This window comes from Streptomyces sp. RLA012 (genome assembly GCF_056270325.1).
Genome location: NZ_JBWDPA010000002.1, coordinates 1,449,114 through 1,465,697, shown reverse-complemented (window position 1 = coordinate 1,465,697; position 16,584 = coordinate 1,449,114). Strand labels below are relative to the sequence as shown.

General features: G+C 70.5%; 13 protein-coding genes and 1 pseudogene. 8 read left to right on the top strand and 6 right to left on the bottom strand.

The features are described from left to right. Positions 1-162: 162 nt before the first annotated feature. Positions 163-1,383 (top strand): transglycosylase family protein, encoded by a 1,221-nt coding sequence (locus RV986_RS06990; protein ID WP_475916555.1) that lies wholly within the window; start codon positions 163-165, stop codon positions 1,381-1,383. On the opposite strand, the gene RV986_RS06985 is transcribed toward RV986_RS06990, so the two are convergent. Further along, the gene (locus RV986_RS06985; protein WP_475916554.1) at positions 1,373-2,548 is read right to left on the bottom strand and encodes a DMT family transporter; all 1,176 of its coding nucleotides are present in this window, start codon (positions 2,546-2,548) and stop codon (positions 1,373-1,375) included. The genes RV986_RS06990 and RV986_RS06985 overlap by 11 nt on opposite strands. A gap of 210 nt (positions 2,549-2,758) precedes the next feature. Between RV986_RS06985 and RV986_RS06980 the strand changes: the two genes are divergently transcribed. From RV986_RS06980 to RV986_RS06955, 6 genes are all read left to right on the top strand, one after another. After that, a complete protein-coding gene (locus RV986_RS06980) occupies positions 2,759-3,520 on the top strand; it encodes a (2Fe-2S)-binding protein (RefSeq protein ID WP_475916553.1) in 762 nt (253 codons plus the stop codon). A gap of 81 nt (positions 3,521-3,601) precedes the next feature. Further along, positions 3,602-4,753 carry a glycogen synthase gene (gene glgA / locus RV986_RS06975; protein WP_475916552.1) on the top strand — a complete coding sequence of 384 codons (1,152 nt, stop codon included), beginning with the start codon at positions 3,602-3,604 and terminating at the stop codon, positions 4,751-4,753. 80 nt (positions 4,754-4,833) lie between these two features. Then, positions 4,834-6,054, top strand: a complete 1,221-nt coding sequence (gene glgC / locus RV986_RS06970) for a glucose-1-phosphate adenylyltransferase (RefSeq protein ID WP_475916551.1) — start codon at positions 4,834-4,836, stop codon at positions 6,052-6,054. Positions 6,055-6,224: 170 nt separating this feature from the next. Beyond that, entirely contained in the window at positions 6,225-8,828 is a 2,604-nt protein-coding gene (locus tag RV986_RS06965) for a PA14 domain-containing protein (RefSeq protein ID WP_475916550.1), read from the top strand. 238 nt (positions 8,829-9,066) lie between these two features. Further along, positions 9,067-10,398, top strand: coding sequence for a wax ester/triacylglycerol synthase family O-acyltransferase (locus RV986_RS06960; protein ID WP_475916549.1), 1,332 nt, complete (start codon positions 9,067-9,069; stop codon positions 10,396-10,398). 229 nt (positions 10,399-10,627) lie between these two features. After that, on the top strand, positions 10,628-12,181 hold the full coding sequence (locus RV986_RS06955; protein ID WP_475916548.1) for an SDR family NAD(P)-dependent oxidoreductase: 1,554 nt from the start codon (positions 10,628-10,630) through the stop codon (positions 12,179-12,181). 28 nt (positions 12,182-12,209) lie between these two features. Here RV986_RS06955 and RV986_RS06950 read toward each other — a convergent pair. The 4 genes and pseudogenes from RV986_RS06950 to RV986_RS06935 form a co-directional block, all read right to left on the bottom strand. After that, positions 12,210-12,669 (bottom strand): annotated as a pseudogene (locus tag RV986_RS06950) (cytochrome P450 family protein); the annotation flags it as partial. A 128-nt stretch (positions 12,670-12,797) separates the two neighbouring features. Then, complete coding sequence (locus tag RV986_RS06945; RefSeq protein ID WP_475916547.1) at positions 12,798-13,418, bottom strand: hypothetical protein; 621 nt, start codon at positions 13,416-13,418, stop codon at positions 12,798-12,800. Between the two features lie 104 nt (positions 13,419-13,522). Further along, on the bottom strand, positions 13,523-13,978 hold the full coding sequence (locus tag RV986_RS06940; protein ID WP_475916546.1) for a hypothetical protein: 456 nt from the start codon (positions 13,976-13,978) through the stop codon (positions 13,523-13,525). A 106-nt stretch (positions 13,979-14,084) separates the two neighbouring features. Beyond that, complete coding sequence (locus RV986_RS06935) at positions 14,085-15,314, bottom strand: permease (protein WP_475916545.1); 1,230 nt, start codon at positions 15,312-15,314, stop codon at positions 14,085-14,087. Positions 15,315-15,808: 494 nt separating this feature from the next. Here RV986_RS06935 and RV986_RS06930 point away from each other — a divergent pair, with 494 nt between their 5' ends. After that, positions 15,809-15,985 carry a hypothetical protein gene (locus RV986_RS06930; protein ID WP_475916544.1) on the top strand — a complete coding sequence of 59 codons (177 nt, stop codon included), beginning with the start codon at positions 15,809-15,811 and terminating at the stop codon, positions 15,983-15,985. 169 nt (positions 15,986-16,154) lie between these two features. Here RV986_RS06930 and RV986_RS06925 read toward each other — a convergent pair whose 3' ends face one another. Further along, positions 16,155-16,568 carry a hypothetical protein gene (locus tag RV986_RS06925; RefSeq protein WP_475916543.1) on the bottom strand — a complete coding sequence of 138 codons (414 nt, stop codon included), beginning with the start codon at positions 16,566-16,568 and terminating at the stop codon, positions 16,155-16,157. Positions 16,569-16,584 lie beyond the last annotated feature (16 nt).

The following is a 16,584-nucleotide window of genomic DNA, read 5'->3' as shown; positions in this document are numbered from 1 at the left end:
CCGTGAACCTCCGTCCTGTCCGGCCGGTGCCGGAAGGGGTGCTTTTCGCCCGTCGCCCGATGGCGGGATATGGCGGCGTACACGACCGATTGCTGTCTTGTCATGGCCTGTTCGCAGCGCTTACTTTTGCCGCTCCTGACGCATGTCGATGGGGGCTCCCACATGGCCGTACGCGGCCGGCACCGCCGGTATCAGCCGAACAGGATCAACCGCGCCTCACTCACTGTCACGGCGGGCGGCGCCGGGATGGCACTGCCGCTCATCGGCACCGGCGTGGCGCACGCGGCCGACGTGGACACCTGGAACAAGGTCGCCGCCTGCGAGTCCACCGACAACTGGAGCATCAACACCGGCAACGGCTACTACGGCGGACTGCAGTTCACCCAGTCCACCTGGGAGGCGTACGGCGGCCAGATCTACGCCCAGCGCGCGGATCAGGCCACCAAGGACCAGCAGATCGCCATCGCCGAAAAGGTGCTCAAGGGCCAGGGGCCCGGCGCCTGGCCGGTCTGCTCGGTCCGCGCGGGCCTCACCCGCGGCAGTGACACCCCCGACATCAACCCGTCCGGCACCTCGGCGCGGACGAGCACGTCCGACAGCGCCGCGCAGACCACCAAGCGCTCGGTCCGCGACGTCCAGCCGCAGACCACGCCCCAGTCCCGGGCGGGCACCGCCGAGATGTACACCGTCGTCCACGGCGACACGCTCTCCGGCATCGCCGGCTCCCGGAACGTCAAGGGCGGCTGGCAGCGGCTGTACAGCGCGAACCGCCAGACGGTCGGCTCCGATCCGGACCTCATCCTTCCGGGCCAGCGGCTGAACCTGCGCGGCAAGGGCCAGACCCCGGTACGCACCGAGAGCGCGCCCTCGTCCACATCGACGGAGAAGACGTCCGACAAGACCGCCGACAAGGCCTCTGACAAGACGTCCTCCAAGACGTCCTCGGAGAAGAAGTCCTCGGGCACCGCCAAGAAGACCCACACCCTCGTCGCCCCCGTGCACGCCGCGACCGGTACGCCGTACCGCGCCGCCGGTGCGTCCTGGTCGAAGGGCTACCACACCGGCGTCGACTTCCCCGTCGCCACCGGCACCTCCGTGAAGGCGGTCGCCGCGGGCCATGTCGTCAGCGCGGGATGGGGTGGTTCGTTCGGCTACCAGGTGGTGATCCGGCACGCCGACGGCCGCTACACGCAGTACGCCCATCTGTCGGCGATCTCGGTGAAGGACGGGCAGAGCGTGGTGGGCGGACAGCGCATCGGCCGCTCCGGCTCCACGGGCAACAGCACGGGCCCGCATCTGCACTTCGAGGTGCGGACGGGGCCCGGCTTCGGCACGGACATCGACCCGGTCGCCTACTTGAGGGCCGGCGGCGTCAGGATCTGACGCGCGTGCGGTGCTGGTCGAGGAGGGGCGTCGGTACGACGTAGGGCCCGCACAGGGGACCGAAATAGGCCAGTGCGGCGGACGGCGCGTCCTCCTCGGACTCGGACGCGCCCTCCACGGCCGCCACCGATACCGCCGCCGGAGCCGGTACGAAGACGTCCTCACGGGCCGTGGCGAAAACGTCCTCATGAGCCGGTGTGACGGGCTGCTCGGGAAGGGCCGAGAGCAGCAGCGCCTCCATGGCGGAATCCGACGTGGCAGCGGTCGACCCGGTCCCGGCCTCCGCGGTGGCGGGTACGGCGGTGGCGGGTACGGCGTCCTCGGTGGGAGGCCGGGTGCCGCCGATCTGCTCCGTCGTGAGGAGGATCAGACCCCCCGTGGCGACGACACCGCAGGCGAGCGCCAGCAGGATGCCCGTCTCGCCGTACCGGAAGGTCTCGTCGAACATCGTGATGCCGACGGCGGCCGCCACGACGGGGTTCACGACCGTCAGCGTGGCCAGCGGCGCCGCGAGGCCGCCGCCCCGGTAGGAGGCCTGCGACAGCAGCATTCCGGCCGTCGCGAAGACACCGATCAGGGCGAGGCTCGGGAAGTCCGAGAGCGAGACCTTGTGCGACCAGTCCACCGCGACGGTCTTGGTGAACACCGAGGACATGCTGAAGGCTATGCCGGACCCCACCGCGAGCATCACGCTGCGCACGGCCGGGTGCCGGTGCGCGGCGCGGCCGGCCACCATGAACGCCACCACCGCACCGGCCGCGACCACGGCCAGCACCGTCACCTGGGTGTCGCTCAGGGACTGCGAATCGGCCGAGCCGACCAGGGCGAGCAGGACCGCGAGGCCCACCGTGGCCATGATCGCGCCGCGCCAGGCGGTCGCCCCGGCCCTGCGGCCGACGAAGACGGCCGCCATGGGGAGGGCGAACACGATGGTCAGCGCGCCCAGCGGCTGCACGAGGCTGAGCGGGCCGTAGGCGAGCGCCACCACGTGCAGCACCCCGCCGAGGCCGCTCAGGGCGACGGCCGCCCACCAGCCGGGTCGGCGCAGCGGGGCGTACGTCTGGCCGGGAGAGGTCAGCGCGACCTGCTCCTGGACGATCGCGCCGCCCGCGTACGCGACGGCGGAGACGAACGAGAGCAGGACGGACAGCGCGAGTGCGCTCATGAGTCCCTCCTCTGCGTGCGGCGGGGGCGGTGAGCCCCGCGCGGCGAACGATCGGCCTTCATAGTCACTACGATGCCTCGCTCATCCGTTCACGTCGTCGTACCTGAGCAGGCAATGAGTAGTACTGCCGATGGAGTACGAGATGCCCCATGTCCTCCCCTGGGTGGGCGACACGAGGAGGAGACCCTCCGGTGGGACCCCCTAGGGGGCTTGGTACTACTGCTCTTCGTGGATCTCGACCCCGAACTCGCGGCGCTCGGTTCGCTCGGCGGCTTCTTCGTACTACGCACCGGCGTATCGCCGCGCGCCCCACTGCCGACGCTCGCGCGGGCCTACGCGGCACCCCGAAATGATGATCCCAGAGATGTTTATGCGAATCCTTTAATTTTCCGCGTCGACAAGGTCACGAGGACTCTCCGGGCGCCCGAGGCGCGGATCGCCGTCTCGATCGCCCACCAGGGACTCGTGGCCCGCCTGTGGTCGATCGCGCTCGGTGCCGCCGCGCTGTACGGGCAACTGCCCGATCTCGATCCCGGGCTGCTGCGATGGGATCCGGACGGCAGCGCTCCGGACGACCTGTGGCTGTCCGAGGTGCGCGCCCTGCCCGCGGCGGCGATCGGGGAGGTCGTACGGGACGGCCATCTCGTCCCGCTGGCGGCGGCCCTGCGAGCCGAACACCGCATCTCGGAGGGACTGTTGTGGGGCAACGCCGGCTCCGCGCTGGCGGGTGCCTGGCGTCAGCTGGACCGCTGGGCCACGGTCAACGGCCGTACGGACGTGGCCGACCGGGCCCGCGCGCTCGCCGGCGACCTGTTCGCGCATCCGGACCTGTCCCCGACCGTCGAGCCCGGCACGCTCCGCCGCCGCAGCTGCTGCCTCTACTACCGGCTCCCCGGCGGTGGCCTCTGCGGCGACTGCTGCTTCACCCGCCCTCCGGGCCACCCGCCGGACCGGACTCCGGGAGGCCGCTGAGAACCGTGGTCTTCCCCAAGCGCCCCATCTGGGTGACCATGAAAGGCACCAGCCGGTATCCGGTACGACGGGGGGCTCTGCGTGCGAGTGGGACTGCTGACCCGGGAGTACCCGCCGGACGTGTACGGCGGCGCGGGTGTTCATGTCGAGTTCCTCGCCCGGGAGTTGCGGACCCTCACGGACCTGGACGTGCACTGCTGGGGCGAGGGCGCCGCGGGCGGCGTCGTACGCCACCGGCCCTGGTCCTCGCTCGACGGCGCCAACGACGCGCTGCGCACCTTCTCGGTGGACCTCGCCATGGCCGCCGCCCTCGACGGCCGCGAACTCGTCCACTCGCACACCTGGTACGCCAACCTGGCCGGCCACTTCGGCAAGCTCCTGCACGGCATCCCGCACGTCATGACCGCCCACTCCCTGGAGCCGCTGCGCCCCTGGAAGGCCGAGCAGCTCGGCGGCGGCTACGCCCTCTCCAGCTGGGCGGAACGCACCGCCATCGAGGCCGCCGACGCCGTCATCGCCGTCTCCGGCGCCATGCGCGAGGACATCCTGACCTGCTATCCCGCCCTGGACCCGGCCAAGGTGCGCGTCGTGCACAACGGCATCGACACCACCCTCTACCAGCCGGACCACGGCACGGACGTCCTGGACCGCATCGGCCTCGACACCGGCCGCCCGTACATCCTGTTCGTCGGCCGCATCACCCGCCAGAAGGGCGTGCCCCACCTCCTGCGCGCGGTACGGGACATCGACCCGGCGGTGCAGGTGGTGCTGTGTGCGGGCGCCCCCGACACCCCGGAGATCGACCGGGAGTTCCGCGACCTCTTCCAGGAACTGAGCGGCGTACGGCAGGGAGTGCACTGGATCCCGCAGATGCTGCCGCGTCCGGACGTCATCCAACTCCTCACGCACGCGTCCGTGTTCGTCTGTCCCTCGGTGTACGAGCCGCTCGGCATCGTCAATCTGGAGGCCATGGCCTGCGGAACGGCCGTGGTGGCGTCCCGGGTCGGCGGGATTCCCGAGGTGGTCGAGCACGGCGTGACGGGCCTCCTCGTGCGGGTCGAGGAGAACTTCGAGGCCAATCTGGCGCTCGCCCTCGACTCGGTGCTCGCCGACCCGGAGCTGGCCCGGCGGATGGGCGAGGCCGGACGGGAACGCGCGGTGCGGGAGTTCGGCTGGGACGCGGTGGCCCGCCGGACCGTTCAGCTTTACGAGGAAGTCCTCAAACCGGGGTAAGCATCGGACAGGTGTAGTTCAGCAACGGGGCCGGCCCGGCACATCGGGTGCGGCTCGACCGGGTTTAGAGGGGCGGCGGCATGCGGCGCGGTGGACCTTCGGTGCTGGGAATCGTACTCGCGGGAGGAGAGGGCAAACGGCTCATGCCCCTCACCGCGGACCGTGCGAAACCCGCGGTCACCTTCGGCGGCACGTACCGACTGGTGGATTTCGTACTCTCCAATCTCGTCAACGCCGACATTCTGCGCATCTGCGTGCTGACGCAGTACAAGTCGCACTCCCTGGACCGCCATGTGACCACGACCTGGCGGATGTCGAGCCTGCTCGGCAACTACGTGACACCGGTCCCGGCCCAGCAGCGGCTCGGCCCGCGCTGGTACCTGGGCAGCGCGGACGCGATCCTGCAGTCCCTCAACCTCGTGCACGACGAACGGCCGGACTACATCGCGGGGTTCGGCGCCGACCACGTCTACCGCATGGACCCGCGGCAGATGCTCGCCCAGCACATCGAGGGCGGCGCCGGGGTGACCGTCGCCGGGATACGGGTGCCGCGCGCCGAGTCCTCGTCGTTCGGGGTCATCAGCCCCGGCTCCGACGGCCAGAGCGTCCAGGGCTTCCTGGAGAAGCCCGCCGATCCGCCGGGCCTGCCCGACGCCCCCGAGTGTGTCTTCGCCTCGATGGGCAACTACATCTTCACGACCAAGGCGCTGGTGGAGGCGCTCCAGCGGGACGCCGAGGACGAGCACTCGCTGCACGACATGGGCGGCTCGATCCTGCCCATGCTCACCGAGCGCGGCGAGGCACAGCTCTACGACTTCAGCGACAACCACGTGCCCGGCGAGACCAGCCGTGACCAGGGCTACTGGCGTGACGTCGGCACCCTCGACGCGTACTACGACGCCCATATGGACCTGATCGCCGAACGCCCCGCCTTCAACCTCTACAACCGCAGCTGGCCCATCTACACCCACTCCGGACAGCTCTCGCCGGCGCGGTTCAACGCCGGGGGCATCGCCAGCGAGTCGATCATCAGCGCGGGCAGTCTGATCCGGGGGCAGGTCACCAGGTCCGTGCTCTCCCCGGGCGTCGTCGTCGACCCGGGGGCCGTCGTCCAGGGCTCGGTCCTGCACGACAACGTCCACATAGGGCGGGGCGCGGTCGTGCGGGGCGCGGTTCTCGACAAGAACGTCGAGGTGCCGCCGGGCGCGACGATCGGCGTCAACCCCGACCGGGACGCGGAGCTCTACACGGTCTCCAAGGGCGGGGTGATCGCGCTGGGGAAGGGCCGGCTCGTCTCCTAGGACCTGTTCTTCGGATTTTTGGAACTCGGACAAACGGCCCCGGTCACCGGGGCCGTTTGTCATGTCCCTAGACAGGGAGGGGAACCCGTGTTGTCATGCCAACTGCTGTCCATGACAACGTTGTACCTCCTGAGCTACGAGCCGCCACCCGTCCTCGAAGGGGAGGATCCGTGCGCATCAGACGACTCAGAGACCGACTCGCGTTACTGCTCGCCGCCGCTCTCGGCGCAGCGGGGCTGAGCGCGGCACCCGCCCTGGCCGACGATCCCGTGGAGGTCCATGGCCTGAAGGGCGAGTACTACACCCAGTCCGCCCCCGGAGCCTTCGACTTCCACGAACTCAAGGCCACCGCCTTCGACCCCCGGCTCGACTTCGACGACCTCGAACCCCGGCTGCGCTTCACCACGGGTCAGGACAACGATGTCAGCGCTCGTTGGACCGGTCAGATCGTGCCGGAGGAGACCGGCCCCACCACCTTCTCGATCATCGGCGACAACGGCTTCCGCCTCTGGATCGACGGCCGGCTCGTCATCGACCACTGGGTCGACGACTGGGACCGCGAACAGACCGCCGAGCCCGTCGATCTGACGGCAGGCCGTGCCTACGACTTCAAGCTGGAGTACTTCGAGCACTACGGCGGCTCCAACCTCCATCTGCGCTGGACCGAGCCCGGCGGCAGCAAGGTGCCCGTCCCGCAGTCCGCGTTCCGGCTGCCCGACGGCTACGACTACGACGGCGCCCTCGCGACCACCGTCCAACCGGACGGCCGCACCCTCAAGCTGGACTTCGCGCACGACCTCGGGTCCGTGCCGGACGGCCTCGCCGGCCACTTCGAGACGGTGATCGGCGGCGCCAAGTGGTCCCTGACCACCGCCGAGCCGGACCCCGCCGACCCGAAGTCGCTCCTCCTCGGGCTCAAGGAACCCGTCGTCGGCAACAAGACCGGCACCGCACGCGGCACCGCCGACCTCCGCTACGACGGCACGGGCGGCCTCGCCGTCGCCGGCGGCCGGGCGATCGGCGCCTTCGTGAGCAGCGGCCCCAACCGCTCCACGTACGAACTGAGCACCCGATGGGCCGACGAGGTCGGGCCGGACAACGCCCTCCCCGAATACCCCCGCCCCCAACTCACCCGTGGCGCCTGGCAGAACCTCAACGGGCGCTGGCAGTTCGCGGCGGCGACGGCGGGCGAACAGCCCCCGGTCGGCAGGACGCTCGGTGAACACATCCTCGTCCCCTACCCCGTGGAGTCCCAGCTCTCCGGCCTCGAACGGCACGAGGACCGCATGTGGTACCGGCGGACGTTCACCGTCCCGGCCGGCTGGCACATCGGTTCCGGAAAACGGCTGCTGCTGCACTTCGGCGCCGTCGACTGGCAGTCCGAGGTGTACGTCAACGGGACCAAGGTCGTCGAACACCGGGGCGGCTACGACAAGTTCAGCGCCGACATCACCGACGCGCTGAAGCCCGGCCGCACCCAGGAACTGATCGTCGGCGTGTACGACCCGACCGACGCGGCATCCGGCGAGAACCCGCCGGTCGGCAAGCAGCGCCTCGACCCCAGCGGCATCTGGTACACCCCGACCTCCGGCATCTGGCAGACGGTGTGGACGGAGCCGGTCGCCGCGGACCACGTCGACTCCCTCAAGCTCACACCGGATGTCGACAGTGGCCGGCTCACCGTCGAACCGAAGGGCGTGCGCGACGGACTGCCGGTCACGGCGACGGCGTACGACGGGCGGCGGAAGGTCGCCACCGTCACCGGCCGCACCGGGCGGCCGCTGACCCTGAAGATCGCCCGTCCGCACCTCTGGTCCCCGGACGACCCCTTCCTCTACGACCTCAGGGTGAGCGTCGGCGGCGACCGCGTCGGCAGCTACTTCGGTATGCGCTCGATCGCCGTGGAGAAGGTCGACGGCACCCCGCGCACGGTCCTCAACGGCAAGCCGGTCTTCATGATGGCCACACTCGACCAGGGGTTCTGGCCCGACGGCCTGTACACCGCGCCCACGGACGAGGCGCTCGCGTACGACCTGCGGATGCACAAGGAGATGGGCTTCAACGCGGTGCGCAAGCACATCAAGGTGGAGCCCGACCGCTGGTTCTACTGGGCGGACCGGCTCGGGCTGCTGGTCTGGCAGGACATGCCCGCCATGACCGCCGGGGTGAACCCGAGCCCGGCCGCGCGCGCCGAGTACGAGCACGAGATGAAACAGATGATCGACCAGCACATCAGCAGCCCGGCGGTCGTGATGTGGGTGACCTTCAACGAGGGCTGGGGCCAGTACGACGAGGGCCGCATCGCCGACCAGGCCAAGGCGTGGGATCCGACCCGGCTGGTCAACGGCATGTCGGGGCTGAACCTCGGGGCCGACGGCGGCACCGGCGACATCATGGACGAGCACGGCTATCCGAGCCCCGCGCTGCCACCCGTCCCCGACGGCGAACGAGCACTGGTCAGCGGTGAGTACGGCGGTCTGGGGCTCGCGGTGCCCGGGCACGCCTGGTCGGTCCAGCAGTCGTACGTGGACGTGGACCCGGCGGCCTACACCGACGACTACCTCGCCCGCCTCGCCGAGGTCCGGGCGCTCGCGTGCCGGGGGAGCAACGGCGCCGTCTACACCCAGATCTCGGACGTGGAGGGCGAACTGAACGGGCTCCTGACGTACGACCGCGCGATCGTCAAGCCGGACGTGGGGCGGCTGAGGGCGGCGCACCGGGCGCTGATCGCCGACGCCTCCCGGGCGGCTCCCGCGGGCTGCCCGCAAACCTGACACCGCTTCCGTACGGCAGCGCGTCGACAGGTTCGTCGAGCGGCCGCGCGTCGGCGCGCGTGTCGCGGTCGGGACGCTTATCCTGATCCGACCTCAGCTGTCCCTTGTGTCCCGCCCCTGCCATAGGGGGCGGGACTTAATCTGCTATTAACTGAGCGTAGCTTGATCGTACTTGACCGTAATCGCCTGCCGGGGTTTGACTGCTTGCTCACCCTGTCGTCGACGCGAGAGCAAGCCTTTGACTCCTGACCTCCTCGCACCACTCGACCTGGCGTTCTGGAACATCGAGTCCGCCCAGCACCCGATGCACCTCGGCGCCCTCGGTGTCTTCACCGCGCACTCGCCCACCGCCGGCGCGCACGCCGCCGACCTGCTCGCGGCCCGCGCCGTCGGGGTGCCCGGGCTGCGCATGCGGATCCGTGACGTCTGGCAGCCGCTCGCCTTTCCGCCCCACTTCGGGAGCGCGGCCCGGGAGCCCGCGCCCGACTTCGAGCCCCTCGACCACGTCCGGCTGCACGCGCCGACCGCGGACTTCCCCGCCGCCGCGGGACGGCTCATGGAACGGCCGCTGCGGCGCGGTCGGCCGCCGTGGGAGGCGCATGTGCTGCCCGGCGAGGACGGCACCTCCTTCGCCGTGCTCTTCAAGTTCCACCACGCGCTGGCCGACGGCCTGCGGGCGCTGATGCTGGCCGCCGCCATCATGGATCCGATGGACATGCCCGAGCCCCGCCCGCGCCCCGCGCAGCCGCCCCGGGGTCTCCTCCCGGACATCCGCAAACTGCCCGACCTGGTCCGCGGCACCCTCTCCGACCTGGGCCGCGCCCTCGACATCGGCAGCTCCGTCGCCCGCGCCGCCCTGGGTGCCCGCTCCTCGCCCGCCCTCACCTCGCAGCCCACCGGTACCCGCCGGATCGCGGGCGTGGCCCTCGAACTGGACGATGTGCACCGTGTCCGCAAGAGCGTCGGAGGCACCGTCAACGACGTGCTGATCGCCGTCGTCGCGGGCGCCCTGCGCAACTGGCTCGACGAGCGCGGCGACGGCAGCGAGGGGGTCGCGCCCCGCGCCCTGATCCCCGTCTCCAGGCGCCGCCCGCGCACCGCGCACCCACAGGGCAACCGGCTCTCCGGTTACCTGATACGGCTTCCCGTCGACGACCCGGACCCGCTCGGCCGGCTCCGCTCGGTGCGCACGGCGATGGACGCCAACAAGGACGCGGGTCCCAACCGGGGAGCGGGCGCCGTCGCCCTGCTCGCCGACCATGTGCCGCCGCTCGGCCACCGCCTCGGCGGTCCCGTCGTCGGCCAGGCGGCCCGGCTGCTCTTCGACATCCTGGTCACCAGCGTGCCGCTGCCCAGCCTCGGCCTGAAGCTCGGCGGCTGCCCGCTCGCCGAGGTCTACCCGCTCGCCCCGCTGGCCCGCGGCCAGGCACTGTCGGTGGCCGTGTCGACGTACCGCGGGCGGGTCCACTACGGGCTCCTCGCCGACGCGCAGGCCGTGCCGGACCTCAACCGGCTGGCCCGCCTGCTCTCCGAGGAGGTGGAGACGCTGATCATCGCCTGCGGACCGTGAGCCGTCGCCCGCGGTCCGTGGGTCACCGTCCGTGGCCGTGGGTGACCATTCGTGGCCGAGTGTCATCGCCCGCGGTTTCAGGAGTCGCCGTCCCACGGTCCCGGAGAGGGCCCGGTGGGTCCGGTGATCTTCGCGGGTTTGGCGCCTTGCCCCCTTGCTCCGTAAAATTCCGCCTTCGAAAGCGAGCGCGGTTCGAGCGCGGCGCGAGACCCGAGGAACGGCACACGCGATGACGGTGACAGAGGACGGCCAGGCGGCTCTCGCCGTGGACACGGCGCAGGACGACCGGGCGACTTCCGCCGTGGCCGGGGAAGCCGTGGACGGGGAAGCCGTGGACGGGGCAGAGGTCTCGTACGGGCCGGGCATCGACGCGGAGCGGCTGGCCGTCTGCCTCAGCGTGCTCGACGAACTCGACAGGATCGAGGTCGACCACCCGGACGCCATCGCCGTGCGCCGCGCCACCGCGGGCGTCTACCGCACGGTCAAGCAGCGCCGCCGCCAGGAGCGCCGGGCCGCCAAGACCGCCCACGACAAGGCCGTCACCGAGTCCACCGCCACCGGCTCCGCCCAGCGCATCGACGACGAGACCGAGGGCATCCTGCCCTCGTCCGTCACCGACGCGGGCGAGATCGCCGGGATACTCCAGCGCCCGCGCTCCTGCTACATCTGCAAGAAGCGGTACACCGAGGTCGACTACTTCTACCACCAGCTCTGCCAGGACTGCGCCGCCGAGAACCGCGCCCGCCGTGAAGCCCGCGCCGACCTCACCGGCAAGCGCGCGCTGCTCACCGGCGGACGCGCCAAGATCGGCATGTACATCGCGCTCAGGCTGCTGCGCGACGGTGCGCACACCACCATCACCACGCGCTTCCCGAACGACGCGATCCGCCGCTTCAAGGCCATGCCCGACAGCGACGAGTGGATCGGCCGACTGAAGATCGTCGGCATCGACCTGCGCGACCCGGCGCAGGTCGTGGCCCTGGCCGACTCGGTCGCCGCCGAGGGCCCGCTCGACATCCTGATCAACAACGCGGCCCAGACCGTACGCCGTTCCCCGGGCGCCTACAGCGAGCTGCTCGCCGCCGAGTCGGGCCCGCTGCCCGCCGGTGAGCTGCCGCCCGCCGAGGTGATCGGCACCTTCGGCTCCGGCGCCGTGGCCGCGCTTCCGGTCGCCGGGGGCGGCGCGCTGACCGCACAGGACGTCACCGACCTGGCACTGGTGTCCGGCTCGGCCTCCCTGGAGCGGATCGCGGCCGGTACGGCCATCGACGCGGGCGGGCTCGTGCCCGACCTGCACGACACCAACAGCTGGATCCAGTCCGTCGAGGAGGTCACCCCGGTCGAGCTGCTGGAGGTCCAGCTCTGCAACTCGACGGCTCCCTTCATCCTGATCAGCCGGCTGCGCGCGGCGATGGCGGCCTCCGGGGCCAACCGCACGTACATCGTGAACGTCTCCGCCATGGAGGGCGTCTTCAACCGCGGTTACAAGGGCGCGGGGCACCCGCACACCAACATGGCCAAGGCCGCCCTGAACATGCTCACGCGCACCAGCGCCCAGGAGATGTTCGAGAAGGACCGCATCCTGATGACCGCCGTCGACACCGGCTGGATCACCGACGAGCGCCCGCACCCCGACAAGATGCGCCTCGCCGACGCGGGTTTCCACGCCCCGCTGGACCTGATCGACGGTGCGGCCCGTGTGTACGACCCGGTCGTGCGCGGTGAGCAGGGCGAGGACCTGTACGGCGTCTTCATGAAGGACTACGCGCCCGGCAAGTGGTAGGCCCTCGGGCTCTTCGGGCTCTTCGGGCTCAAGGACGGATGCCCTCGCAGGCGATCGGCAGATGGCGAGGGCCGCGCAGGACCGCGTTCTGGCGGTAGGGGGGCGGGTCCTCCAGCAGCCGGGGGTTCTCCGGCCTGCGGGCCGGTTCGCTCAGCGCGAGCTGTGCCTCCGGGCGGGCCAGGGGCGCGCCGAAGCAGCTGTGGATGCCGCTGCCGAAGCCGAGGACATCGGGGTTGCGCAGCAGGGGCAGCATGCCGTTGGTGATGAGGTCGACCGTCGTCTCATGGCCGGCGATCAGCAGGAGCGACGCGGTGCTCAGGACCTCCATCGTCGTCATGACACCGTCCGGCCCCTGCACGGTGGGACAGCTGGGACAGCATGTCGTCGCCGGGCTTCTTGCGGCGTTCCTCGATGAGCCCGGCCAGATACATGCCCAGCTCCGTACGGGCGTGGTGCGTGACCTTGGCGCGCCCCGCGGCGTCGCCGTCCAGGCCGGTGACCATGACACCTGCGCGTATCCCTGGCAGCGGTTGAGATCGACGACAGGCCTCACCCGAGGACCAGCCCTTCCATGGCCCCCTTCGCGCCCCGCCTTCCAGCATGCGCGAGCGAGCGTTCAGCCGCTCGCCGGGGCGCGCAGGCCGACGCGGAGCATGTGGACGCTGACGACCAGCGCCCAGACCGGAAAGACCAGTTCGGACCAGGGCATCGAGGACCCCACGACGAGCAGGACCAGCCCCACGAGATACCCGAAGGCGGCGAGCGGACGGGGGAAGACGCCGAGGCGGTGCCCGATGGTCGAGGTCGTGAGGACGAACACCGCCGCCATCCGCAGTGCGTATGTGGTCATCAGCGTGTACGCGAAGTGGCGGCCGAAGCTCGAAGGCGGAGTCCCGTGCAGCACGGTGCCCGCGGCGGCGCCGGCTCCGAACATGGTGGCCACGAACACGACTCCACTGCCCAGGAAGACGGTGGCGACGAATCGGTCCTCGGCGTGGCCGACCTGGGCGCGCAGCGCGCCTACGAACCACAGGAAGAAGATTCCCGTGAACGGGAGGATCTCCAGGGCCAGCCGCACCGCCCAGCGCTGGTCCGGGTCGACCGCCGCGTCGGCGGCGTCTCCCGCGGGGATGGCGATCCGCACCAGCACGATGGCCGTCCCCAGCAGTACCGCGAACACCGCCCCCGCCACACCGGCGGCCCGCGGCGTCCGCAGCCGCTTGTCGTTCGGCTCCATCGACGCTCGCTCTCTGTCCCGATTCGCCTCTCGGTCCAGCAAGCGGCCACGAGTGTGTCCGCGCCAGCGGGGTCACCCGGGGGAGTGACAGCCATGTCGGGCTGTCAGTCGACGGCCCCCAGGCGGGAGTGCTGCGCCGCCACCAGTTCGAGCAGCGTGCGCCAGTCCTCCAGGACCCCGGCGTCGAATCCGGCGAGCGTGCCGGCTTCGTCCGCCTGGCGCAGGGTCTGTACGTCGTCGGCGTCGGCGGGGTCCGCCCATCCGCCGGCGTGCAGGTGGACGAGCCGGGCGACCCGTTCGCCGAGCAGCGGCCGTACCAGGTCGGCCGCGAGCCCGGCGGGTCCGGCCTCGTCGCCGGTCCGCAGCAGATGCCCGGTGGCGTGGACCAGGCCGGCCACCTGGAGTTCCTTGTCCGCGGGACGACTTCGGCGCAGCAGGGCGGCGGTCTGCAGGGCGTGGTCGTACAGATCGATGCGGCCGCCGCAGTGGCTCGGGGTGCCCTTGGCGCCCCGGCAGGCGTGCAGCAGATCCATCAGCTCTTCGACGCTGCGCAGCTCCATGCGTCAGTCCTCCCGAGTCCTCCCGCGGGAAAAAGCCGTTGCCGGGCGCAAGCAGATCATGGCCGGCTTGCGAATCGGCCAACGGCACTTGAACTGCGCCCCGTGTTCAATGGTGACCGTGATGGTGCCCGTCCGCCTCCGGTGCCGAGTGCCGGTGCCCCTGTTCCCCCTGTTCCCCCGGCATCCCGTGGTGGTGCCCTTCGGCCTCGGGAGCCCCTCCCATCATCCGCAGCATCGCGGGACCGCCCGTGCGCAGGAACCGCCACACCAGCGCCGCCGCGAGCAGCAGGAAGGCGATGTTGAGCCAGGTCGTGTAGTTCCAGGAGACGCCTTCCATGGGGATCTCCGCGTCGGCCTGGTCGGGGATGAGTCCGAGGCCGCCGAAGAGGAACTCCACCGCGTAACCCGCGAGCACCATGGAGGCGTAGAAGGTGACCAGAAGGAAGCCGGTCGTCCGCAGGCCGTAGTACTTCCGGTAGATGTTGAGGATCGGCAGGATCAGCAGATCGGCGAAGATGAACGCGACCACACCGCCGAAGCTGATGCCGCCCTTCCACAGCACGACGGCCAGCGGCACATTCCCGATGGAGCAGACGAACGAGGCGATCGCCACGAGCGGACCGACCAGGGGACCGATCAGCTTGGCGGCGAGCGGATGGCCGTCCAGGAAGAGGGACTGCCAGAACGTGTCGGGCACCCAGGCCGCGATCGCGCCCGCGATCAGCAGGCCGATCACCAGATCGCGCAGGATCGCCGCCCACTCCATGACGAACACGTGTGCGACTGAGGTGAAGCCCTCGCGCGAGAACAGCCGCCGTGCGAACGAGCCCTCCCGCCGGACCGACATGTCCATCGCGGCATGCCCCTCCATGGATCCGGCCAGCCCGCGCTCCGCCTGCTCCCGGGCCTCCCTCAGGAGCCGCTCGCGCAGGAAGATCCGGAAGAGCACCGCCAGCAGTACGATCATGATCGGGCCGCCGAGGAACTCGGCGGCGGTGAACTGCCAGCCCATCAACAGGGCGAGGATCACGCCGAGTTCGATCACGAGATTGGTCGAGGCGATCTCGAACGCCATCGCCGCGGTGAAGTTCGCGCCCTTGCGGAACAGTGAGCGCGCGAGGGCGACGGCCGCGTACGAGCAGGACGAGGAAGCCGCGCCGAGCCCGGCGGCGAGGGCGAGCGTCCGCGGCCGGTCGTCACCGAGCAGCCGGATGATCGTCGCGCGGCGCACCACGGCCTGGACGACGGCGGAGAGGCCGAAGCCCAGGATCAGTGCCCAGGTGATTTCCCAGGTCATCGACCCGGTGATGGACAGCGCGTGCAGGATCGCGTGCATCGGCTTCGCTCTCTCCCTGTCGGCCTTCTCCGGCGCACGGTGCGACTGTACCCCTAGGGGGTATTGATATGGCGTCGCCCTGATGTGGCAGCGACTTCGGGCGCGCCAAACTTCCGTAAAGATCTGAGGTGCCTCCAGGGGTGGGTGCTGCGCCGAAACGGTGGTGTGAATAGGCTATATGTCACCAAATAGTCACAGATCGGGGTCTGGTGGACGCTGATCGACTCAAGACAGTTACCTCTTGTTATCAGCCCCATCGAGCGGGCCCCCGCTCATTTGGTTACCCTGTATCGGACGGACAGCCCGTAGGGGCTCCACCCACACCCCACGGTCCGTCCCGGGACAAGCCGGTCATCACGGCTTGCTCTCGCACGAGTTACCGGCGCCACCGCGTCCTTAACTGCCTTCGACTCATACCCGAGGGGACGTAAAGCGACCGGAAGCAGACTGGCGCTGTACATCCCGAGGGTGACCCGACACATAAGGAGTGCGCGGTGACACCGGAGAAGACGAATAGCGATCAACGCCCCAAGGAACGCACGGAGCGCTCGGGCGGCCGGCCCGAGGAGACCCTCGGCAGCCTCGACGTCTGGGCCAGGTCCGCTCCGATCCGCCTCGCGGGTTACGAGGACGACCTCGCCGAGCCTCACATCCTGCCCAGCGTGGACTGAGCGACCCTCCGCGGGACACCCTCGCGATCGCTGACGGCAGGGGCGCGCCGGACTCGCGCCCCTGCCGAGTGGAGAAGCCGCGGCCGACGACCGGCCGCGGCTCCGGCTTTTTCCGGCCTCGGCTTTCGCCTCGGCCTCGGCCTCGGTGGAGTCGACGGTCTCGGCGGGGTCAGTTCCACAGCGGATAGTTGGCTGTTCGCTCGTATCCGGCCGGCCTGAGGTCGGTGTAGACGAGGCTCATCCGGGTGTAGTGCGGCAGTTGGGGGTCCTTCTTCCAGGGCCGCGGGTTGTCGAGCCACACGGTGACCTGGTATGCGTGGAACGTGCCCTTGGCGCAGTACGGCTTGCAGTCGTTCACCACGTTGATGCCCGTGGCCATGGCGGAGTTCGGGCCCCAGTACGACCAGCGGAGCGAGGCGAGGCGGCTGTTGCCGTCACCGCAGGCGAGCAGGAAATCGGCGGGGCGTATGTGCGGCTGCCAGAAGCAGTCGACGATCACGGGCTGCCGGACCTGCCCCGGCAGCTGTTGCGCGGAGTGCGAGGACGGCGGTGACGCCGCCGGGGTGGCGGGGGAAGCTCCCATGAGTGCTGCGAGCGAC

What these genes read in the sequence shown, in the direction of transcription:
- glgC (WP_475916551.1), top strand. Translation starts at nt 4,834, where the DNA reads ATGCGGCGCGGTGGACCTTCGGTGCTGGGAATCGTACTCGCGGGAGGA.
- RV986_RS06935 (WP_475916545.1), bottom strand. Translation starts at nt 15,314, where the DNA reads ATGCACGCGATCCTGCACGCGCTGTCCATCACCGGGTCGATGACCTGG.
- RV986_RS06985 (WP_475916554.1), bottom strand. Translation starts at nt 2,548, where the DNA reads ATGAGCGCACTCGCGCTGTCCGTCCTGCTCTCGTTCGTCTCCGCCGTC.
- RV986_RS06940 (WP_475916546.1), bottom strand. Translation starts at nt 13,978, where the DNA reads ATGGAGCTGCGCAGCGTCGAAGAGCTGATGGATCTGCTGCACGCCTGC.
- RV986_RS06945 (WP_475916547.1), bottom strand. Translation starts at nt 13,418, where the DNA reads ATGGAGCCGAACGACAAGCGGCTGCGGACGCCGCGGGCCGCCGGTGTG.
- RV986_RS06925 (WP_475916543.1), bottom strand. Translation starts at nt 16,568, where the DNA reads ATGGGAGCTTCCCCCGCCACCCCGGCGGCGTCACCGCCGTCCTCGCAC.
- RV986_RS06990 (WP_475916555.1), top strand. Translation starts at nt 163, where the DNA reads ATGGCCGTACGCGGCCGGCACCGCCGGTATCAGCCGAACAGGATCAAC.
- RV986_RS06955 (WP_475916548.1), top strand. Translation starts at nt 10,628, where the DNA reads ATGACGGTGACAGAGGACGGCCAGGCGGCTCTCGCCGTGGACACGGCG.